At 53.4% G+C, this 19,603-nt stretch carries 19 protein-coding genes and 1 tRNA gene; 8 read left to right on the forward strand and 12 right to left on the reverse strand.

Features of this window, described 5'->3' with window-relative positions; genetic code table 11:
- From HMPREF1051_RS00920 to HMPREF1051_RS00950, 7 genes are all read right to left on the reverse strand, one after another.
- On the reverse strand, positions 1-689 hold a 689-nt coding region (locus HMPREF1051_RS00920; RefSeq protein WP_003763068.1), incomplete at its 3' end, for an aminotransferase class I/II-fold pyridoxal phosphate-dependent enzyme.
- A gap of 776 nt (positions 690-1,465) precedes the next feature.
- Positions 1,466-1,888 carry a hypothetical protein gene (locus HMPREF1051_RS00925; protein WP_036490984.1) on the reverse strand — a complete coding sequence of 141 codons (423 nt, stop codon included), beginning with the start codon at positions 1,886-1,888 and terminating at the stop codon, positions 1,466-1,468.
- Between the two features lies 1 nt (position 1,889).
- Entirely contained in the window at positions 1,890-2,693 is an 804-nt protein-coding gene (locus HMPREF1051_RS00930; protein WP_036490988.1) for an NUDIX domain-containing protein, read from the reverse strand.
- A 77-nt stretch (positions 2,694-2,770) separates the two neighbouring features.
- A complete protein-coding gene (acpS, locus tag HMPREF1051_RS00935) occupies positions 2,771-3,148 on the reverse strand; it encodes a holo-ACP synthase (protein ID WP_003755026.1) in 378 nt (125 codons plus the stop codon).
- A gap of 52 nt (positions 3,149-3,200) precedes the next feature.
- Positions 3,201-3,929: a pyridoxine 5'-phosphate synthase gene (gene pdxJ / locus HMPREF1051_RS00940; protein ID WP_003763031.1), complete on the reverse strand. Its 729-nt coding sequence runs from the start codon at positions 3,927-3,929 to the stop codon at positions 3,201-3,203.
- Between the two features lie 60 nt (positions 3,930-3,989).
- On the reverse strand, positions 3,990-4,730 hold the full coding sequence (gene recO / locus HMPREF1051_RS00945) for a DNA repair protein RecO (protein WP_036491006.1): 741 nt from the start codon (positions 4,728-4,730) through the stop codon (positions 3,990-3,992).
- A 413-nt stretch (positions 4,731-5,143) separates the two neighbouring features.
- Positions 5,144-6,001, reverse strand: coding sequence for a c-type cytochrome (locus HMPREF1051_RS00950; protein ID WP_003763025.1), 858 nt, complete (start codon positions 5,999-6,001; stop codon positions 5,144-5,146).
- Positions 6,002-6,287: 286 nt separating this feature from the next.
- Here HMPREF1051_RS00950 and HMPREF1051_RS00960 point away from each other — a divergent pair.
- Positions 6,288-6,363, forward strand: a tRNA-Arg gene (locus HMPREF1051_RS00960).
- A 104-nt stretch (positions 6,364-6,467) separates the two neighbouring features.
- Here the strand turns inward: HMPREF1051_RS00960 and HMPREF1051_RS00965 are convergent.
- Positions 6,468-7,661, reverse strand: a complete 1,194-nt coding sequence (locus HMPREF1051_RS00965; RefSeq protein ID WP_003763045.1) for an aromatic amino acid transaminase — start codon at positions 7,659-7,661, stop codon at positions 6,468-6,470.
- A gap of 145 nt (positions 7,662-7,806) precedes the next feature.
- Between HMPREF1051_RS00965 and folP the strand changes: the two genes are divergently transcribed.
- The 5 genes from folP to HMPREF1051_RS00990 all read left to right on the forward strand — a co-directional run bounded on the left by folP (position 7,807) and on the right by HMPREF1051_RS00990 (position 13,522).
- Positions 7,807-8,664 (forward strand): dihydropteroate synthase, encoded by an 858-nt coding sequence (gene folP, locus HMPREF1051_RS00970; protein WP_003763048.1) that lies wholly within the window; start codon positions 7,807-7,809, stop codon positions 8,662-8,664.
- A 285-nt stretch (positions 8,665-8,949) separates the two neighbouring features.
- The gene (glmM, locus tag HMPREF1051_RS00975; protein ID WP_003743468.1) at positions 8,950-10,287 is read left to right on the forward strand and encodes a phosphoglucosamine mutase; all 1,338 of its coding nucleotides are present in this window, start codon (positions 8,950-8,952) and stop codon (positions 10,285-10,287) included.
- Between the two features lie 311 nt (positions 10,288-10,598).
- The gene (locus HMPREF1051_RS00980; protein WP_003763064.1) at positions 10,599-11,282 is read left to right on the forward strand and encodes a DedA family protein; all 684 of its coding nucleotides are present in this window, start codon (positions 10,599-10,601) and stop codon (positions 11,280-11,282) included.
- A 450-nt stretch (positions 11,283-11,732) separates the two neighbouring features.
- Positions 11,733-12,725, forward strand: a complete 993-nt coding sequence (locus tag HMPREF1051_RS00985) for an asparaginase (protein WP_036491009.1) — start codon at positions 11,733-11,735, stop codon at positions 12,723-12,725.
- A gap of 5 nt (positions 12,726-12,730) precedes the next feature.
- Positions 12,731-13,522, forward strand: a complete 792-nt coding sequence (locus HMPREF1051_RS00990; RefSeq protein WP_003763049.1) for a TatD family hydrolase — start codon at positions 12,731-12,733, stop codon at positions 13,520-13,522.
- 148 nt (positions 13,523-13,670) lie between these two features.
- Here the strand turns inward: HMPREF1051_RS00990 and HMPREF1051_RS00995 are convergent, their stop codons facing one another.
- Together HMPREF1051_RS00995 and queC are read right to left on the reverse strand one after the other, a co-directional pair.
- Positions 13,671-14,465: a DUF4336 domain-containing protein gene (locus HMPREF1051_RS00995; RefSeq protein ID WP_003763094.1), complete on the reverse strand. Its 795-nt coding sequence runs from the start codon at positions 14,463-14,465 to the stop codon at positions 13,671-13,673.
- A gap of 189 nt (positions 14,466-14,654) precedes the next feature.
- Complete coding sequence (gene queC / locus HMPREF1051_RS01000) at positions 14,655-15,314, reverse strand: 7-cyano-7-deazaguanine synthase QueC (RefSeq protein WP_003763041.1); 660 nt, start codon at positions 15,312-15,314, stop codon at positions 14,655-14,657.
- Between the two features lie 117 nt (positions 15,315-15,431).
- Between queC and HMPREF1051_RS01005 the strand changes: the two genes are divergently transcribed.
- Positions 15,432-16,031, forward strand: coding sequence for a CDP-alcohol phosphatidyltransferase family protein (locus HMPREF1051_RS01005; RefSeq protein ID WP_003763070.1), 600 nt, complete (start codon positions 15,432-15,434; stop codon positions 16,029-16,031).
- A gap of 46 nt (positions 16,032-16,077) precedes the next feature.
- Positions 16,078-16,701 carry a DUF2238 domain-containing protein gene (locus HMPREF1051_RS01010; RefSeq protein WP_003763030.1) on the forward strand — a complete coding sequence of 208 codons (624 nt, stop codon included), beginning with the start codon at positions 16,078-16,080 and terminating at the stop codon, positions 16,699-16,701.
- Between the two features lie 229 nt (positions 16,702-16,930).
- On the opposite strand, the gene HMPREF1051_RS01015 is transcribed toward HMPREF1051_RS01010, so the two are convergent.
- Positions 16,931-18,886 carry a Pycsar system effector family protein gene (locus HMPREF1051_RS01015; protein WP_003763023.1) on the reverse strand — a complete coding sequence of 652 codons (1,956 nt, stop codon included), beginning with the start codon at positions 18,884-18,886 and terminating at the stop codon, positions 16,931-16,933.
- A 219-nt stretch (positions 18,887-19,105) separates the two neighbouring features.
- Positions 19,106-19,390 (reverse strand): PepSY domain-containing protein, encoded by a 285-nt coding sequence (locus HMPREF1051_RS01020; protein WP_003763085.1) that lies wholly within the window; start codon positions 19,388-19,390, stop codon positions 19,106-19,108.
- Positions 19,391-19,603 lie beyond the last annotated feature (213 nt).

Genomic DNA, 19,603 nt, shown 5'->3' on the forward strand with positions numbered 1-19,603 from the left:
TAGCCGATGCGCAGTCCGGCAAAACCGATTTTGCTGATGGTGCGCATCACGACCAGATTTTCTATGCTGCCCGCCTGCGGCAGAAAACTGTCGCGGCTGAATGCGCCGTATGCTTCATCGACAACGACGATACCGCGCGCCGCACGGATAATGGCTTCGACTTCTTCGCGGCGGAAGCATACGCCTGTCGGATTGTTCGGATAGGCGATGAAAATCAGCGCGGGCTGATGTTTGTCGATGGCGGATAAAACAGCAGGCAAATCAAGCGTGAAATCTTCATTGAGCGGTACGCCGACATAATTCATGCCGTACAGCTCGGCATTGTGCCGATACATCACGAAACTCGGTTCAACCGCGAGCATGGTCGCGCCGGATTGGGCAACGAGCAGGGTCATGAATTGGATTAACTCGTCCGAGCCGTTTCCTAAAGCTATGGCGGCAGATTCAGGAATGTTGAAGGCTTTTCTTAAAGTTTCCTGAAGCCCGCTGGCGGCGGGATTGGGGTAAAGATGAATCGGCGCTTGGTCAATCAGCCGCAGCCATTCGTTTGACAGCTCTGGGAAACGGGCAAACGGATGATACGGACTTTCCATTGCATCCAGCTTGATGAAGCCTTCGGGCAAGTCGGCAATTCGGTAGGCGGACATGGATTTGATGTCGTCGCGGATGAAGTCGGAGGCGGTTTTCATAGTTTTCTTCTCAATTTCTGAATAATGGTTATTTCGTCACAATATAGCACAAAATCAGAGTGTTGACAGTAATATAATTAATAAATGGGGTGTTTATATTATTTTTATAATGAAGGCTTGATATAAATATTGAATTCAAAGATATTTTTTGAATATTCTTGGGCTGCTTTGTCTGTTTTTATTGATAAGCAAACTTAAATAGGGAGATTGGGAAGCATTAGATTGCGATGTGGGTGGGTTTTTAATATTTTCATTTGTTTTTAAGGGGCTGGGACATGGTTGGATAATGTGCCGTATCTGTTTCTTTTACGTTTGTCGGCGCGGGGGATGGGTTAGGGATAAAGAATAAAGGAGGCGGATTGTATAGTGAATTAACTTTAAACCAGTACGGCGTTACCTCGCCTTAGCTCAAAGAGAACGATTCTCTAAGGTGCTGAAGCACCAAGTGAATCGGTTCCGTACTATCTGTACTGTCTGCGGCTTCGTCGCCTTGTCCTGATTTAAATTTAATCCACTATAAACGGCTTGATGGCGGAATCCCAATATATTGAATATGGAATTGATATGTTGATTTTAATGGGATTTCTAGCTTATCGGCTTGATGGGGAATTAAATATAAACCGGCATGGTTTTATGTTGTACAAACCTGAAGAAAGCGATTGTTTAGTGTGAAAAACATCTAAACAATCGCTTTCATGTTATAGGTACTCTTTTCAGGTTTCTGATTGAAATTGAACCCGTGCAAAAGTTTTCCTGTTTGAATACGCGTAGAACACTTACTGGGCGGTAAAGGTCGTCTGAAAAGTTTGTCCGCCTATGGTGATGTTGGCGATGTAGTCGCGTCTGCCTTCGACGCAGACGGGCAGGTGGATTTGGTGCGCTTGCCAGGTGCGCGGGGATTGTTGTTGGAGCATATAGCGGTTGAAGCCCATGTCCATGTCTTTCATGCTGAAGCTGATGCTGACTTGCTGTGTTTCGGCCGGGGTGTTTTCGACGGTGATGTCGAAGGCGGAGCGGTGGCTGATGGGGGTGGAGCGGACGTGCGAGCCGTCGGGCAGGGTGCAGCCTTTGATGAGGTCGCACTCGGCGGCGCGGGCTTGGGGCTGTTGTTTTTGCCACCAATCCAGCAGCAGGAGTTTGGCGGCGGCGAAGAGGATGAGGAGGACGCCTGCGAGGAGGAGTTTGCGGTTTTTGTCCATTTCAGACGACCTCGGTGTCATTGTCGGACAGGACGGCGTGTGCGCCTGCTGAGAGCCAGCGGTCGCGGTAGCTTGAAACCAGTGTTTCGGGTGCGGCGACAACCAGCGGAACGGATACGCCTTGTTCTAATATTTCAAGCACTTGCCGTGCGCTTGATTCGTGGTTGACTTGCCAAACGACGACGTCGGCATCTTGCACGCGTTGCCATTGTTCGCGGGTGTGTACCGACACCCAAACGCTTTGGGCTTGGGGCAGCTTGCCGAGTTTGCGCAGTTCGGTTTCTGAGATGAGGATGTTGGCGTGGTGCGGCTCGGCAAGGGAGTAGGGGGCGACGCGGTATTCGCCGGTGCTGTTTTGTCCGTACAAACCGGTTTTCAGACGACCTTGAAGCCGGCGTGGGACGGAAAGGGCGCGCAGCAGCGGACCGTTGGCAGGCAGCATGGGAGCGACGTTGAAATCGCCCGCTTTTTGCCACGACCATGCCTGTCCTTCGCGGGATTGGGGTTCGCCCGTCCATTGGTCGGGGTTTACCCATAGGAATTTCAGGCAGACGCGGGCGTGTTCGTAGGAATGGATTTTGGTCAGCCAAGGTGTGGCGGCGAGGATGCGGATGCCGAGTTCTTCTTCAAACTCACGTTGCAGGGCTTGGAAGTCGGTTTCGCCCGCTTCAACTTTGCCGCCGGCAAATTCCCAATATCCGGCATAGGGCTTGCCTTCGGGGCGGGAACTGAGCAGGTAGTCGCCGTCTTGGTTGAGCAGGATGCCGGCAACGACGCGGATAAGGGTGCGGGTGTCTTGGGTCATGGGGATAGGGGGAGAAGGGTCGTCTGAAAATCCGGAAAGGTCGGATTCGGGAATCCGACCTGCCAATGGGTGTTGCCTTATTTTTCGGCAACGACAAATGCCAACACGGTGTCTTCTTCGTCGCTCATGCTGAGGCTGACGCGGCTGATGCCTTGTTCTTCCAGCCATTTGGACAGGGCGGGGGCGTAGAAGAATTCAGGTTTGCCCAATGCGTCATGCCCGATGCCGATGTTGCGGAAGGAAACCGCGCCGCGTATGCCCGTGCCGACGGCTTTGGCGAAGGCTTCTTTGGCGGCAAAGCGTTTGGCAAGGTAGTTGACGGGTTTGCCTGCTTGCGGAAATTCGAGCAGTTCTTCGGGGGTGAGGATGCGCTCGGCAAACGCTTGTCCGAATTTTTTGCTCAGGCGGATGATGCGTTTGAGGGAAACGATGTCTGTGCCTATGCCGTAAATCATGCGGTGGTCTCCTTGTTGAGAGAAGGTCGTCTGAAAAGGTGGGTATCGCCTATCAAGGCAGCAGTCTTGCCCTGAACATGGTTTCCTTCATCTGGCGGACGGCTTCGGGCAGGCCGAGGAAGAGGGCTTGGGCGATCAGCGAATGCCCGATGTTCAACTCGCGGATGGCGAGGATTTGGGCGATGGGGGTAACGTTGTGTATGGTCAGGCCGTGTCCGGCGTTAACGACCAAGCCCAAATCGCTGGCAAAATGTGCGCCGTTTTGCAGACGCTCGAATTGCTTGATTTGTTCAGTGTGGCTGTGTGCATCGGCGTATGCGCCGGTGTGCAGCTCGATAACGGGCGCGCCGACATCATAGGCGGCTTGGATTTGCTCGTTGTCGGCATCGATAAAGAGCGAAACGCGGATGCCCGCGTCGGTCAGGATTTTGGTGAACTCGGCGATTTTTTCTTGTTGCGCCAATACGTCCAAACCGCCTTCGGTCGTGATTTCCTGACGTTTTTCAGGCACGATGCACACGTCTTGCGGCATGACTTTAAGCGCGTTTTCCAGCATTTCTTCGGTCAGCGCCATTTCAAGGTTCAGGCGCGTGCGGATGGCGTTTTTGACGGCGAACACGTCCGCGTCTTTGATGTGGCGGCGGTCTTCGCGCAGGTGCATGGTAATCAAATCCGCACCGTGTGTTTCCGCGACCAATGCCGCTTCTACGGGGCTGGGATAGGTCGTACCGCGGGCGTTGCGGACGGTGGCGATGTGGTCGATGTTTACACCTAAGAGCATGATGTGTCCTTTCTTTGGATTTTCAGACGACCCGCTGATGGAAAAGGTCGTCTGAAAAAGTTAAACGCCGAAACTGAATTGCTGGAGTTGTTGCAAAACCTGTCTGGATTTAATGCCTTCGGGCAGGAGGTTGTCAATCAGCAGGCGCGTGATTTTTAGCGACTGCCCGAGGCTTTCGGGATGGGTGAAATCGCCCTCGCGCAGCTGGATCAAGATGTTGCCGCCGACGGCAACACCATGGTTGCGCGGATTGAAGCGTTCGGCTTCTTCAATGGGGACGACCGCATTTTCAGGCGTCAGCCAGTAGGTTTCTTCGGCGCGGATTGCTTCGTCGTTGCCATCGTGGAATAAATCGGGTGCAAATCCCAAGCGGTTGAGTAAAGTCCATTCAAAGCGTCGCAGCGCGGCGGTATGGCTGTTTTCGCCGCATACCGCCCGCATCACCGCTTCCAGCGCGTCGTAAAGCTCGGGTATCGGGTCTTCGCGGGTTGTCAGCTTGAGCATCAGTTCGTTGATATATAAGCCGCTGAACAAAGCTCTACCTTGCGGCTGCGGCCAGCCGCCTATCCACTCTGCGCGGTGCAGTGTTTTCAATTCTTGCGAGCCGTACCACGATGCACTGACTGGCACAAACGGAACCAACACGCCGCGCAACTCGCTCTGCCGCTTGCGCGCACTTCTCGCCAGCAAAGCCACGCGCCCGTAACGGCGGCTGAACACTTCCACCCACAAACTGCTCTCGCGCCAAGGGGCGGAAGCAAGCAGGAAGACGGGTTCGTGGTTGATGCGCTGGTTGGTCATGGGCAGTTGGTCGGGAGTGTGGAAGGGGTGGGTTATGGTGTGGTGCATTTTACCAAAGCGGGTAGGAGGTCGTCTGAAAATATTTTTGTTGTTTAGAATGCTTTGAATATCAAGAGGGAAAGGGTAAGGCAAAATCAATCGATGGGTCTGGTCGATTTGTATAGTGGATTAACTTTAAACCGGTACGGCGTTGCCTAGCCTTAGCTCAAAGAGAACGATTCTCTAAGGTGCTGAAGCACCAAGTGAATCGGTCCCGTACTATCTGTACTGTCTGCGGCTTCGTTGCCTTGTCCTGATTTAAATTTAATCCACTATATCTTTTAGGATGGCGAACGGCTGCAAAAAAACGCACCTTGTTTAAAGGTGCGTTTTTGACGGGATATCAATAGCGTTCTTGAGCGTTCTTGAACAAATCAGAATTTGGCGCCTGATTGGTTGGCCATGTAGTCGACCGCTGCTTTGACTTCATCATCGCTCAGGCCGGCGTTGCCACCTTTTGCAGGCATGGCGTTGAAGCCTTCGAGAGCGTGTTTGTGCAGGGTTTCTTTACCTTGTTTGATGCGCGAAGCCCATTCGTCTTTTTTACCTATGCCTGGAATGCCGGGGACTGCGCCGCCGTGACATGCCTGACAGGTTGCTTCGAAAACTTTTTTACCGTCTGCGCCGGAGGCTGCAGGAGCGGCTGCGCCTTTGTCTTCGGCTTTAGGTGCATCGGCTGCGGGGGCAGAGCCGGCAGCGGCCGGTGCGGAGGCGGCTGCATTGCCTGAAGCGGCTTGATCGGCAGGTGCTGCGGCATCCGGATCAGGGAAGGTACCGCCGCTCTTGTTCGCCATGTAAGTGATGACGCGTTTGAGTTCTTGGTCGGTCAAATCGGCTGCGCCGCCTTTTGCAGGCATGGCGTTAAAGCCGTTCAGAGCGTGTTGGAAAAGAGTATCGAAGCCTTGGGCGATACGGGGCGCCCAGTTGCCGTTATTTTCGATTTTCGGCGCGTTGGGTACGGAGCTGTCTGCGCCGTGGCACTGGATACAGATTTTGTTGAAAATCTGATCGCCTTTGCGTTCGCCTACCGGAATGCCGTCTCCCAAGGTAAGCTGTCCTACGGGCTGGATGCGGGTTTGGGTAGCAGTTTCGGAAGATTGGGCAACGTCTGCATACGAGCCGCTGCCCGCCAATTTGATGAGGAAGTAAATGACTGCAATGGCAATAACGATACCGCTCACAAGGGTAAACAATGCAGAGCCTTGGGCTTTGGAGTCGCGGAGTTGTTTCATTTGGTAGGCCTCGCCGTTAGGTTAGGTTGTGCTTTGAGTTATAGTTTGGTGTGTTAAACGCAGTTAACAATATTTTGCTGGATTATACTGAATTCACAAGGGCTTTCCAATCGCTCTTGTGGAAAATATACGCAAAGGCGGCGGTTTTTTGCCGCCTGTTAGGGGGTGAGTTGTGTATGTTGTTGATTATTTTATGGGATTTTTCTTCAAATTTGTCTTGTTTGCGCCATCCTGCATAATAGGCTTTGCCAACAGGCGGGATTTGCGTTAATCTTACGCCTTCTTCGCACCCATAGCTCAGTTGGAAGAGTGTCAGTTTCCGAAGCTGGAGGTCACAGGTTCGATCCCTGTTGGGTGCGCCAATTATAGAGAGGCCGTCTGAAAGATGAAAATTTTTCGGGCGGCCTTTTGACTTACTTCAAATAAAACTACATCAGGTTTCAGACGACCTTTTACTTTTTGCGCTTTATTTCAACACTTCGGCAAACGCATCGGCAACATAGGCGATATTCGAAGCATTCAGCCCGGCGACGCACATCCTGCCTGAATCCAGCAGGTAAACGGCAAATTCGTCGCGCAGCCTGCGGACTTGTTCTACGCTCAATCCTGTGTAGCTGAACATGCCGCGCTGTTTGATGAAATAAGTAAAATCGCGGTTAGGGATTTGGGCGGTCAAAACGTCATAAAGTTTCTGGCGCATGGCGCGGATGCGGTCGCGCATGACATAGACTTCATTTTGCCACAAGGCGTAAAGTTCGGTGCTGTTCATCACATCGGCGGCGATATAGGCGCCATGTGCGGGCGGGCTGGAGTAGATGCGGCGGACGGTGAATTTGAGTTGACCGAACACCAATTCCGCTTCTTCTTTATTCGGGCAAACCACGCTCAAACCGCCGACCCGTTCGCCGTAGAGCGACAGATTTTTAGAGAATGAATTGCTGACGAACAGCGGCAATTCCATTTCCACCGCTTTGCGGATGGCGTAGGCATCGCTGTCCAAATCGCCGCCGAAGCCTTGGTAGGCGATGTCCATAAACGGAATCAGTTTGCGCGTTTTGATGATTTGCAACACTTCGTCCCATTGCTGTTCCGACATATCCACGCCGGTCGGGTTGTGGCAGCAGGGGTGTAGGATTAGGATGCTGTGTTCGGGCAGGGTGTTGAAAAACGCGGTCATTTCGTCGAATTTGACGCCGACGGTGGCGGGGTCGTAATAAGGATAAGTGCCGACCTCGAAACCGGCGCCTTCAAAAATGCCGCGATGGTTGTCCCAAGTCGGGTCGCTGACGTAGATGCGCGCTGCGGGGAACCAGCGGTGCAGGAAGTCTGCCCCGACTTTGAGCGCGCCCGAGCCGCCCAAGGTTTGTACGGTAACGATGCGTCCTTGCGCGAGCGCGGGGTTGTCTTTGCCGAACAACAAATGCTGCACCGCGCTGCGGTAAGTGTTCAAGCCTTCCATCGGCAGATAGGGCGACGGCGCGGGCGTGGCGGCGCGGGCGGTTTCGGCACGGTTTACGGATTCCAATACGGGCATTTTGCCTTCATCATCGAAATAAATGCCTATGCTCAAATTGACTTTTTCGGGACGCGGGTCGTTTTTGAAGGTTTCGACCAAACTCAAAATCGGGTCGCCGGGGTAGTATTTGACGTGGCGGTACATGATGCTTCCTTTATCAGACGGATGGGGACGGGAAACCTGATTTTTGCATTAAACGGCAGGATTTGTAAAACGGGGTCGTCTGAAAGCTGCATGATGTTTTCAGACGACCTATAATTTCGTCTTCATTATTTTACGGAACAACATCATGACCACGCGCATCTGGCAGGCAGGCAGGTTTGAAATCGGTTTGGACAAGCCGAAAATCATGGGTATCGTCAACCTGACGCCCGATTCTTTTTCCGACGGCGGCGTGTATTCGCAAAACGCCCAAACAGCCTTGGCACACGCCGAACGGCTTTTGAAAGAGGGCGCGGACATTCTCGACATCGGCGGCGAATCGACGCGGCCGGGTGCGGATTATGTTTCGCCTGAAGAAGAATGGGCGCGGGTTGCGCCTGTTTTGGCGGAGGTGGCTGGGTGGGGCGTTCCCGTCAGTTTGGACACGCGCCGCACGGTGATTATGGAAAAAGCGTTGGCGCTCGGCAGCGTCGATATTATTAATGATATAGCGGCGTTGACCGACGAGGGCGCGGTCGAATTGCTGGCGCGTCAGGCGGACACGGGCATTTGCCTGATGCACATGCAGGGTTTGCCCGAAAACATGCAGATTAATCCGAAATATCAAGATGTTGTCGGCGAAGTGGCGCGGTATTTGAAAGAGAGGGCGGCGGAATGTATCGCGGCAGGCATCGCTCCGCAACGCATCACGCTTGATCCGGGTTTCGGTTTCGGCAAAAACCTGCAACACAATATCGCGCTGATGCGGCACTTGCCCGAATTGATGGCGGAAACGGGTTTTCCGCTGCTGATCGGCGTGTCGCGCAAACGCATGATAGGCGAGCTGACCGGCGAGGCGGATGTGGCGGAACGCGTACACGGCAGTGTGGCGGCAGCGCTGGCTTCCGTGGCGCGCGGTGCGCAAATCGTACGGGTGCATGATGTGAAGGCGACGGCGGATGCGTTGAAGGTGTGGGACGCTTTAGGACCTGCCGGCGTCCGATAGTTTTCGTTTTGGAAGCAAAAAACCACTTGGAAAATGAAATGTCGGCAGCCCCTGAAGTGGTGATAAAGAGGTCGTCTGAAAACGAGTTGGACGGTTTCAGACGACCTGTTTGTTTAATCCGGTTAACTTGTTCCGTATTTTGATAAAATAAGAAACTATACCGCTCAGGCGCAATCTAATGACGCTAAACATAAATCCCAACAGTTTTGCATAAAATCCCCTATACTGCCCGTTATGACATTTACGGGTAACCCCATTCTAAAAACATCCTCACGGAGCAAACTCATGGCAAAAAAATATTTCGGCACGGACGGCGTGCGCGGCGAAGTCGGTCAGTTCCCGATTACTCCCGATTTCGTATTGAAACTCGGTTATGCGGCGGGGCAGGTGTTGGTGCAGCATGACGGCGGGCAGAAGCCGACCGTCCTTATCGGCAAAGACACGCGTATTTCCGGCTATATGCTCGAAGCCGCGCTGGTGGCAGGTTTTACCGCCGCAGGTGTTAACGTCATCCAAACCGGCCCGCTGCCTACGCCGGGTGTGGCTTATCTGACCCGCGCGCTGCGTTTGTCCGCCGGCGTGATGATTTCCGCGTCGCACAATGTGTATTCCGACAACGGCATCAAATTCTTTGCCGAAGGCGGCGTGAAACTGAGCGATGAAATCGAATTGGAAATCGAAGCCAAAATCGACGAGGAAATGAAAACCCAGCCGTCCGCCCGACTCGGACGCGCCCGCCGCATCAACGGCGCGGACGACCGCTATATCGAATTCTGCAAATCCACCTTCCCCAGCCATTTGGATTTGCGCGGCCTGAAATTGGTGGTCGATACCGCGCATGGCGCAGGCTATGACGTTGCGCCCAAAGTGTTCCACGAACTCGGCGCGCAAGTCGTCAGCATCGGCGACGAACCGAACGGCTACAACATCAACGAAAAATGCGGCGCGACCCATCCTAAAGCCTTGCAGGCCGCCGTATTGCAAAACGAAGCCGACTACGGCATCGCTTTGGACGGCGACGGCGACCGCCTGATGATGGTCGACCGCAACGGCAAAGTGTACGACGGCGACAGCCTGATTTACGTCATCGCCAAAGCCCGTGCGCGCGAAGGCATCAACATCGGCGGCGTGGTCGGTACGGTCATGACCAATATGGCGATGGAAATTGCCCTGAAAGAGCAGGGCGTCGATTTCTGCCGCGCCAAAGTCGGCGACCGCTATGTGTTGGAACAACTGAACCAACGCGGCTGGCTCATCGGCGGCGAAGCCAGCGGCCATATTTTGTGCATGGACAAACACAACACCGGCGACGGCATCATCTCCGCGCTGCAAGTTTTGGCGGCGCTGCAAATCCTGAACCAAGACCTTGCCACCGTTTGCGCAGACTGGCAGCCGTATCCGCAAACCATGATCAACGTGCGCATCCAAAAAGGTCAGAAATGGCAGGAAGCCTCGAAAGACGTGTTGGCAGAAGTGGAAAAAGAACTCGAAGGCAAAGGCCGCGTCGTCTTGCGCGCATCGGGTACCGAGCCGGTCGTACGCGTCATGGTCGAAGCGCGTCAGGCGGACTGGGCGAAAAAAGGTGCGGAACGCATCGCGGCGGCCATCACCGGCAAGCAGTAATGCTGTCGGGAAATAAATCGGGTTTTTAACAAACCTTGAAACTGCCGTCATTTCCGTGCAAGCGGGAACGGCGGTACAGTGGATTGATTTTAAATCAGGGCAAGGCGGGGGAACGCCATGCCGGTTTAAGGTTAATCCATTGTGATTGTGTTTTTTAGGATTCGAGGTCGTCTGAAACACATCAATTCATATTGTTCACACCTATTTTCATAACCTTCCTTGTTATTTCTTTCAGACGACCCTATCTTTGGTAAAATACGACATTCAGTTCAAATGAATTTCCCCTCCACATTACAACCGACGGATACGCCATGTTTGCCTTTTTAGAAGCCTTTTTTGTCCAATACGGCTACGCAGCCGTGTTTTTCGTTTTGGTCATCTGCGGCTTTGGCGTACCGATTCCCGAAGATTTGACGCTGGTGACAGGCGGTGTGATTTCCGGCTTGGGGTACACCAATTCGCATTGGATGGTTGTCGTCGGTATGCTCGGCGTGTTGGCGGGCGACGGATTTATGTTTGTCGCCGGACGCTTGTGGGGGCAGAAAATCCTTAAGTTCAAACCGATTGCCCGCGTGATGACGCCCAAGCGTTACGCGCAGGTGCAGGAAAAATTCGACAAATACGGCAACTGGGTATTGTTCGTCGCCCGCTTCCTGCCCGGTTTGCGTACCGCCGTTTTCGTGACTGCGGGCATCAGCCGCAAAGTTTCCTATACCCGTTTCATTCTGATGGACGGGCTTGCCGCATTGATTTCCGTGCCGGTTTGGATTTATTTGGGCGAATACGGTGCGAACAACATCGATTGGCTGATGGCAAAAATGCACAGCCTACAATCCGGCATCTTTACTGTTTTGGGTATATTGGCAGTAGCGTTGGCATGGTTCTGGTGGAAAAAACGCCAACGCCTTCAGTTCTACCGTACCAAGTTGAGCGAAAAGCGGGCGCAGCGCAAAGCCGCCAAGGCAGCCAAAAAAGCCGCGCAAAGCGAACAATAAAATCAAGCATCCTGACAAGGCTGCCGATATTCAATATAGTGGATTAACTTTAAACCAGTACGGCGTTGCCTCGCCTTAGCTCAAAGAGAACGATTCTCTAAGGTGCTGAAGCACCAAGTGAATCGGTTCCGTACTATCTGTACTGTCTGCGGCTTCGTCGCCTTGTCCTGATTTAAATTTAATCCACTATAGTTTCCGTGCCTTTTTATCCCCAAAGCGGTATCTTCTGCGTTGGCAATCCTCACCAAGCGTCCAAGCTTGTTGCGGCTTCCGCTTTGAATTTCCCGATTCGTGAATAAAAATCCACTTGGAAAATCAAATATCGGCAGCCTCGGGGTGCTTTTTCATTTCAAGGTCGTCTGAAAACCGTCTGCGCTGCCAAATTGCCAGCCTGTCCGAAATATAGTTAAATAAGCCGCATCATTATTTTCAGACGACCCGATGATGTCCATGAAACAAAAAATCTTCGTCCTCTACACAGGCGGCACCATAGGCATGACCCAAGGCAGCGAAGGCCTGCGCCCCGATACCGCGCTTGTCAGCCAAGCCCTTTCCCCCTTTTCAGACGACCTCGACTTCGAGTGGCACGTCTGCAATCCTTTGATTGATTCCTCCTCCGTCACCCTGCAACACTGGCGCGACTGGCTGGACATCATCGCCGCCAAACTGCCTTCCTGCGACGGCATCCTGATACTGCACGGCACGGACAGCATGGCGTACACCGCCAACCTCCTCGCGCTCGCCCTGCAAGGCTTGGACAAACCCATCATCCTGACCGGTTCCCAATGGCCTTACGCCGCCGAAAACAGCGATGCCCCGCGCAACCTCTCCACCGCCGTCGCCGCCTTCAGTCTTAAGCTCAAACAAACCGTCATCGCCTTTGACGGCAAACTTTATCCCGCCGTCGGCAGCAGCAAAGTCAGTACCGAAACCGCCGCAGGCTTCGACAATCCGCATTTCGGCGCCATCGCTGAATGGGACGAAACCCAAGGCTGGCACCATATCCGCATCCCGTCCCAAGATGCGGCAGATGTTTCAGACGACCTCAAAATCCGCTATCCCGACCCGCAGGCAAAAATCGCCGTCCGCACGCTTATCCCCGGCTTTGCCGTCCAAGAACTTGCGGACGGACTCGGACAGCTTCCCGCCCACGCCCTTATCCTGCAAAGCTACGGACACGGCAACACCCCCGCAGACGAAGGCTTCATCCGCGCCGTCCGAGACTTTACGCAGCAAGGAAAACTGCTGCTCAACATCAGTCAAGTCCGACAAGGCAGAACCGCCGCCGTTTACGCGCAAGGCAACGCGTTCCGCAACTCGGGCATCATCAACGGCGGCAAATGCAACCTCGAAACCGCCACCACGCTCATGACCCTTGCCGTATCGCAAGGCTGGGGGGTGGAAGATGTTCACAAAGAATTGGTAAGACTAAAATTAGTGTGAAATCGATGAACCTCACCGACACCCATTGCCACCTCGCCGATCCCGCCCTGCGCGAAAACCTGACGCATATCCTGACCGCCGCGCGGGAGGCAGGGGTAGGGCGGTTTATCGTTCCCGCGACCCGGCTGCAGGATTGGCAGGACGTGGCGGATTTGGTGCAAAGGTCGTCTGAAAACCCGCTTTGGGACAACATCCATATCGCGCTCGGCATCCATCCTTGGTTTTCAGACGACGTTTCCGAACCGGATTTCCAGCATTTGGAACAAGCATTGCAAGCGCGTCCGACGGCATGGGTCGGCGAAATCGGCTTGGATTTTTACGACAAAACCCAAACGCCGCCGCAGCGCGAGCGGCAAATCCAAGTCTTCAGCCGCCAACTTGAAATCGCAAAAAACCTGCGCCGCCGCGTGATTATCCATAATCTCAAAGCCGCCGCCGACATCGCCGCCGCCGTCAAACAGACAGGCTTTGCCCAAGGCGGCATCGTTCATGCCTTCTCCGGCAGCGCGGAAGAAGCGCGCGTGTTGACGAAATTAGGTTTCAAAATCGGCATCGGTTCGCTGTTGCTCAACCCGAACGCACGAAAAATACGCGAAACCCTCAAAACCTTGAATGACACCGATTTCGTCTTGGAAACCGACAGCCCGTTTATGCTGAAAAACGAAATCAACACGCCCGCCAACATCCGCCAAATCGCCGCCATCGCCGCTGAAATTCGCGGCGTTGCCGTTGAAGAGATAGCCGAAGCGACCGAGCGGAATGTGGAAATGTTGCTGGCAGCAGAAAAGGTCGTCTGAAAACGTTCCGTCTTATCGGAATCATGTTTTCAGACGACCTTTGGTCGTATGGGAAGCCATAGTGGTTTTGCGTACCGCTGTGGCTTTTTATAGTGGATTAACTTTAAACCACGACGGCGTTCCCTCGCCTTGCCGTACTGGTTTAAAGTTAATCCACTATATTTTTCAACAAAATAGCCGCAGCTTGGCTAATCCAGCCATCTGAACGCGCGGCGCAGTTCGTCCGTGCCGCCGGTTTCGTAGCAGCGGCCGTGCGCCAGTATGATTTTTTCCGGCTGTGCCAGTCCAGCATCTGCTTCAGGCAGGCGCGGGCGGCGGTTTTGTCTTTGAAGGTGGCGCGCCAGTCGGCGGGGGCTTTGCCGTCGGGGTCGGCGATACCCGTCAGTTTCATCACGCCCGCCCAAAAGCGGCTGGGAAATTTGGCGGTTTCGAAGTTTTCAATCAAATCGGCCAGTATCAGGGTTCGGCTCGCGCGGTGGAAAAACACGGTTTCCTCCATTGCTGCGCTGCCCGCAAACGGCATTTGCGCCAAATCTTCCGCCCATTGCGGCGGCGCGGCGGCACCGAGGTCTGCATCGAAACAAACGGCAATATGCTGCGATGCCGCCCGTTCGCGCACGCCGGAACTTGCCCACGCAAGCGCCTGCGGGTAATGCCGTTTCCACGCGGCGATGTGGGCGTAGTGGATTTTGTTGGGCGAAACCAGATGGCGGACTTCGCCGAGCGCATCAATTTGCCGCAGCAGTTCGGGCACGGGTTCAACCGGCGAATGACACCACAGCCCGCCGTCGTTCAGGCGCACGACGGTCATGCGGGTGCTGAACGGTACTTTGACGCCCAGCGGAAAATTCATGTGTATGACTTTTCCGTCGGCAATCCAGATGCCGTCTGAAAAAGGTTTCAGGGTATGGAGCGGGTGGTAGAGATGGATTTTGTCGGTCATGATGCACCCTCGCTGTTATAGTGGATTAACTTTAAATCAGGACAAGGCGACGAAGCCGCAGACAGTACAGATAGTACGGCAAGGCGAGGCAACGCCGTACTGGTTTAAAGTTAATCCACTATATTTTTGGCTGATTATTCGACTGCCCTCTTACCGCAGACGTTCCCACTCCGGACGGAACACTTTTTTTCAGACGGCCTTTTTACTTTCCAAATATTCCGTCAGCCCGCGCTCGCGCAACACGCAGCTTGGGCATTCGTGGCAGCCGCCAACGATGCCGTTGTAGCAGGTGTGGGTCTGCTCGCGGATGTAGTCCAGCGCGCCCATTTCGTCCGCCAGCGCCCAAGTTTGCGCTTTGGTCAGGTACATCAGCGGGGTGTGGATTTGGAAGGCGTAGTCCATCGCCAGATTGAGGGTGACGTTCATGGATTTGACGAACACGTCGCGGCAGTCGGGATAGCCGGAGAAGTCGGTTTCGCACACGCCCGCGATGATATGCCTGATGCCTTGTCCTTTGGCGTAGATGGCGGCGTAGAGCAGGAACAGGGCGTTGCGTCCGTCCACGAAGGTATTGGGCAGGCCGTCTGAAGCGGTTTCGATGGCGGCGGTGTCGTCCATCAGGGCGTTGTGCGTAATCTGCTGCATCAGGCTCAAGTCGAGTACGGTTTGTTTGACGCCCAAATCCTGCGCGATCCAGCGGGCGCGTTCCAGCTCGACGGCGTGGCGTTGCCCGTATTGGAAAGTGATGGCTTGGACGTTTTCGCGCCCGTAGGTTTGAATCGCCTGAATCAGGCAGGTGGTGGAATCCTGACCGCCGGAGAAGATGACCAAGGCTTGTTGGTTTTGCATGGTGAATCCTAGTTTTGGTAACGCGGGAGGTTTGCGAACCGCGTGGTGGGAAAGTTGACGGATTATAACGGATTTCGTCTATAATCGCGGCACTTCGTTTTTTCATACGGCATAATCATGAGCATCTACGCCCTTAAACCCAAATTCCAAAACCTGCTGCGCCCGCTGGTGCGCCGGCTTTATCAGAAGGGGGTAACCGCCAATCAGGTTACGCTGGCGGCTTGCGCGGTGTCGGTCGCGGTCGGGCTGCTGCTGTCGCTCGGCGCGCAGGTTCCTGCCTTGTTTTGGCTGTTGCCCGTGTGGCTGTTTGTCCGCATGGCGTTGAACGCGGTGGACGGTATGCTGGCGCGCGAGTTCGGTCAGCAGTCGGCATTGGGCGGTTATCTGAACGAAATCACCGATGTTGCCGCCGATGCCGCGCTGTATCTGCCTTTCGCCTTTATCGCCCCGTTTGACGGCGCACAAATCGGCCTGTTTGTCTGGCTTGCGGCAATGACCGAATTTTGCGGCGTGTTGGGGCAGGTACACGGCAACGGGCGGCGTTATGACGGGCCCTTCGGCAAGAGCGACCGCGCGTTCTTTATCGGAGTATTGGCGGTGTGGTATGCGGTGGCGGGCAGCTTCCATGCGGTTTTCTACGTCGTCATGTGGCTGGCTTGCGCGGTATTGGTTTACACCTGCTATAAGCGCGTCGTCAATGGTTTGAAGGCCGTCTGAAAATCGTTTCTCTCTCTTCCATTCCATTGATAACACGATAAACTTTATGCAAAAAACTTCGCACATCATCCCTTTGCTGCTCACGGTTTTCATTGCCGCACTCATCGTCTGGTCGGGCATCAACCCGTCCGACCGCGCCGTTTGGTACGCCGAAATTCTCCCTGTTTCCACCGTATTTATCGCGCTTATCGCCACTTACCGCCGCTTCCGTTTCAGTAATCTGGCTTATGTATTCATGAGCTTCTGGCTGATTATGCACACCGTCGGCGCACACTACACCTTCGCCGATGTGCCCTTCGATTGGGCAAACCGCCTGCTTGCGCCGTTTTTAGGCGAAGGGCGCAACCATTTCGACCGCGTCGGCCACTACATTATTGGTTTCTACGCCTACCCGATGGCGGAATGGCTGTTGCGCCGCCAACTTTGCCGCCCCGCGCTTGCCTTGTTTTTCTCCTTGTTCTTCATCATGAGTGTGGCAGCGGCTTACGAAATCATCGAATGGCAGTATGCGGTGATCGACGGCGGCGAAGCGGGGTTGGAAGTGCTCGGTTCGCAAGGCGATATTTGGGACGCACAAAAAGACATGCTCGCCGACACGCTGGGCGCGCTGACTTCGCTGGTGGTGTTTATGTTTACACGGCCGGACAAACGGTTGAACGCAAGCCGATAGCTTTCGGGCAATAGCGAAAAGGTCGTCTGAAACCATGAGATTCGGTTTCAGACGACCTTTCTTTTGTCGCTGCTTCCCAGTCCGCAGCTTTCGATTTGTCCTTTCGCGGAAGGATATAAATCAAAACGAGGCAATGCCGTATCGGTTTGGATGGGACAGTCATTCGTCGGTAAAAAGGTCGTCTGAAACTTTAAACCTCCGTTTCAGACGACCTTTGAGCAGATTAAAACTACTGTTTACCAAGCTGGCTGTAATCCACCAACATATATTTGGCAGTAATTTTCTGCGAGGCGTTGCCTTCGTCGCCCATCAGAATCATCTGTGGCTTGCCGTTGACCGTAATCGAATCGACGGCTTCGACGTTGGTGATGTGTTGCAGGTTAGGTAGCGAGATTTTTTGCGGTTCGTCGGTCGGGTTGCCGCTCCAAGTCCACAGTTGCGAGAATTTCTGACCGTTTTCATCCTTCACTTCGTTGGCGATGACGTAGTTTTTCAACACCGGGTCGTAGTTGATGGAACGGATGCCGCCGCCGTCGATGTCGAGGATGGCGACTTCGTCAAACTCAGGCTTGGCGTTGCGCTCGAACACGTCTTTCGGATTGCTGATGAATGCCACCAGCGCCATATTGTTGAACTCAGGATCGCGGAAGCCCAAGACGAGGCGTTTCTTCACAGGGTCGAACGCCATACCTTCGATATTGATTTCTTCAAAGGAAACTTCGGCTTTGGTGCGTTCGCGGATGAGGTCGTGCAGCTTCTTATCAGTTTCCAGAACCTGCGTCAGATTGTCGTAGCTGGTCAGCCCCAATACATCGCCGCCTTGGATTTTAAAACGCATCAGGTGTTCGCGGTCGGGCGAGCGGTTGCCTTTGCGGGTGCGCGAATGCGAAGTGAGCGCGTAGATAAAGCCTTCATCGTCGCGCGCCAATGCTTCCAAGTCGCTTAGGCGGCGTTTGAAGCCGGTGATCACGCGCGTATCCAAGGCTTCGTCTTCGATAAATCTGCCGGACGGATCGATGCTGACGATGCTGAATGCGTGGTTCGGTTCGTCTTCGGCAATTAGGATGCGCCCATCAGGGAGTTGTTGTACGGCAGAAGGTTCGTACACACCGTTAAACATATTAATCCCCAAGGCGCGCAGCTCTGCCGTATTGTTGGCGGGCTGGGTCAGCAGCGAAGGCAGCGTCTTCACGCCGATAAACGCTGCCAGCGAAGCCAAAAGCCCCCAACGGAATACGGCATAAGACAAGTTGATGTATTTGAACTGTTTGTCCGCCAGCAGGCCCAGCCAGTAAAGATGATCGCTCATCTTTTGATAGACTTGTTTGCGGTCGCCCATAATCTCCTGCATCATTTCCCAATATTGGTCTTTTTGCACCTTCACACGGTCTTCGTAAATCAGGATATTGGGCTGGCTGCCGCTGAAAAAGCGCGTTTGGGTGCTGCTGAGGCGGGTTCTCAAATCACGCAGTTTGGCGCGCCCGCGGAAGAAATCCTTCACCCAAGCGCGCGCCGCCTGCATTTTGCCGATACGTTCAGGCGAAGCGGACAGCAGCGCGAACACGATGGATGCGGCGGCGGTAATCATAAACGTACTCGCCGGAATCAGAAATTCGGGTGACGATGAAAAAATAAATGCGCCCGAAATCATCAGCGCAGACACGATAAAACCGTTGAGCGAAATCATAATGTTCGCCTTGGTCGCCGCCAGAGCGAGCAGCTCCATCTCCGAACGAACGGCGTTGCGGAACATGGTTTCCACGCCTTTGTTCGTACCCAAAAGATCGGAAGGCGGCACATCGGCGGCTTGTTTTTTCTTCTTCGCCTTGTCTTTTTTGTCTTTCTTTTTCTTTTTGGGCTTTTCAGACGACGTCCCAATGCCTTCAAGGATGATGTTATCCATCACGGCCTCTTCGGCATTGCTGTCTTGTCGATGGTCTGCCGTTTCAGACTCCGCAGCCTCTTCAACTTTTAAAGTTTCTTCAGCTTTCACAGCTTCTTCAATGTTTACAGCTTCTTCAGTTTTTAAGGTTTCTTTAGCTTTATCAAACGCTTCTTCTGAGTCTTCCCAAACTTCGGAAACAGGCTGCGGCGCATCGGGATCGGGCCGCGCGAAAGGTTTCTCCCAGTCAGAAACCGTATTTTTCGGCTCTTGCCCTTTTTTATTTTTATCGTGGAAATCCATGTTTATCCTCCGTTTGAGTGAATCAATTTAAAGGAAAGGAAAAAGCGTTTTTTAGTTCCTCTGATTCGGGGAATTTACACAACGTCATACATTATCGATAAAAACATTACACTTCTTGGGATAATCATGTTTGTAATGATTAAGTCGGCAATCCAAGTTCCCCTTCAACAAAAACTGCCGCCAAACGGGCAGTTTGCGGCAGCTGTAACGCATCGTGTATCAGTAGTCGATACGCTCTTTGATGATTCTCAAGTCGGGGTAAGACAATTTGATGTCGTATTCGCGTCCGCCTTTGTAGGCTTCTACGTCCAATACAGGTCTGCCGCGATAGTCGTCGGCGTCGATGTCGTGAACGCGGTAACCGCGTTGCTCAAGCATTCTGATGGCTTTGGCACGGTTTTGTTCAAAATTTTTGTCGCTGTAAATTTGGTGTTCGATGTAATCGTTGGCACCTGCGACAGCAGCGGATAAAGCGACGATGGCGGTCAATAATAATTTTTTCATGTTCGACTTCCTTTCGAAATGTGTCATTGGGGTTTTGATGGGTGTATTTAAACACGGCAAAATTAGCAGTCATTTAGCACTTCGTTAAACGTAGTAAAGGTCGTCTGAAACGTTTCAGACGACCTTTTGTTGCTTCTTTCCGTCATTTCCTTTATCCGTTTATCAGATAACGATTGCATAAATTCAGCGTGTCATGATACCGTTCAAAAATAT

Origin of the sequence: Neisseria sicca VK64, from assembly GCF_000260655.1 — a bacterium.
Lineage (GTDB): Bacteria > Pseudomonadota > Gammaproteobacteria > Burkholderiales > Neisseriaceae > Neisseria > Neisseria sicca_B.

Bases quoted from the DNA above. Each gene is read 5' to 3' on its own strand.
- HMPREF1051_RS00930 (WP_036490988.1), bottom strand. From the start codon at position 2,693: ATGACCCAAGACACCCGCACCCTTATCCGCGTCGTTGCCGGCATCCTG.
- HMPREF1051_RS00990 (WP_003763049.1), top strand. From the start codon at position 12,731: ATGAACCTCACCGACACCCATTGCCACCTCGCCGATCCCGCCCTGCGC.
- HMPREF1051_RS00985 (WP_036491009.1), top strand. From the start codon at position 11,733: ATGAAACAAAAAATCTTCGTCCTCTACACAGGCGGCACCATAGGCATG.
- pdxJ (WP_003763031.1), bottom strand. From the start codon at position 3,929: ATGCTCTTAGGTGTAAACATCGACCACATCGCCACCGTCCGCAACGCC.
- HMPREF1051_RS01005 (WP_003763070.1), top strand. From the start codon at position 15,432: ATGAGCATCTACGCCCTTAAACCCAAATTCCAAAACCTGCTGCGCCCG.
- queC (WP_003763041.1), bottom strand. From the start codon at position 15,314: ATGCAAAACCAACAAGCCTTGGTCATCTTCTCCGGCGGTCAGGATTCC.
- HMPREF1051_RS00980 (WP_003763064.1), top strand. From the start codon at position 10,599: ATGTTTGCCTTTTTAGAAGCCTTTTTTGTCCAATACGGCTACGCAGCC.
- acpS (WP_003755026.1), bottom strand. From the start codon at position 3,148: ATGATTTACGGCATAGGCACAGACATCGTTTCCCTCAAACGCATCATC.
- folP (WP_003763048.1), top strand. From the start codon at position 7,807: ATGACCACGCGCATCTGGCAGGCAGGCAGGTTTGAAATCGGTTTGGAC.
- HMPREF1051_RS00995 (WP_003763094.1), bottom strand. From the start codon at position 14,465: ATGACCGACAAAATCCATCTCTACCACCCGCTCCATACCCTGAAACCT.
- HMPREF1051_RS00925 (WP_036490984.1), bottom strand. From the start codon at position 1,888: ATGGACAAAAACCGCAAACTCCTCCTCGCAGGCGTCCTCCTCATCCTC.
- HMPREF1051_RS00950 (WP_003763025.1), bottom strand. From the start codon at position 6,001: ATGAAACAACTCCGCGACTCCAAAGCCCAAGGCTCTGCATTGTTTACC.
- HMPREF1051_RS01020 (WP_003763085.1), bottom strand. From the start codon at position 19,390: ATGAAAAAATTATTATTGACCGCCATCGTCGCTTTATCCGCTGCTGTC.
- recO (WP_036491006.1), bottom strand. From the start codon at position 4,730: ATGACCAACCAGCGCATCAACCACGAACCCGTCTTCCTGCTTGCTTCC.
- glmM (WP_003743468.1), top strand. From the start codon at position 8,950: ATGGCAAAAAAATATTTCGGCACGGACGGCGTGCGCGGCGAAGTCGGT.
- HMPREF1051_RS00965 (WP_003763045.1), bottom strand. From the start codon at position 7,661: ATGTACCGCCACGTCAAATACTACCCCGGCGACCCGATTTTGAGTTTG.
- HMPREF1051_RS01015 (WP_003763023.1), bottom strand. From the start codon at position 18,886: ATGGATTTCCACGATAAAAATAAAAAAGGGCAAGAGCCGAAAAATACG.
- HMPREF1051_RS01010 (WP_003763030.1), top strand. From the start codon at position 16,078: ATGCAAAAAACTTCGCACATCATCCCTTTGCTGCTCACGGTTTTCATT.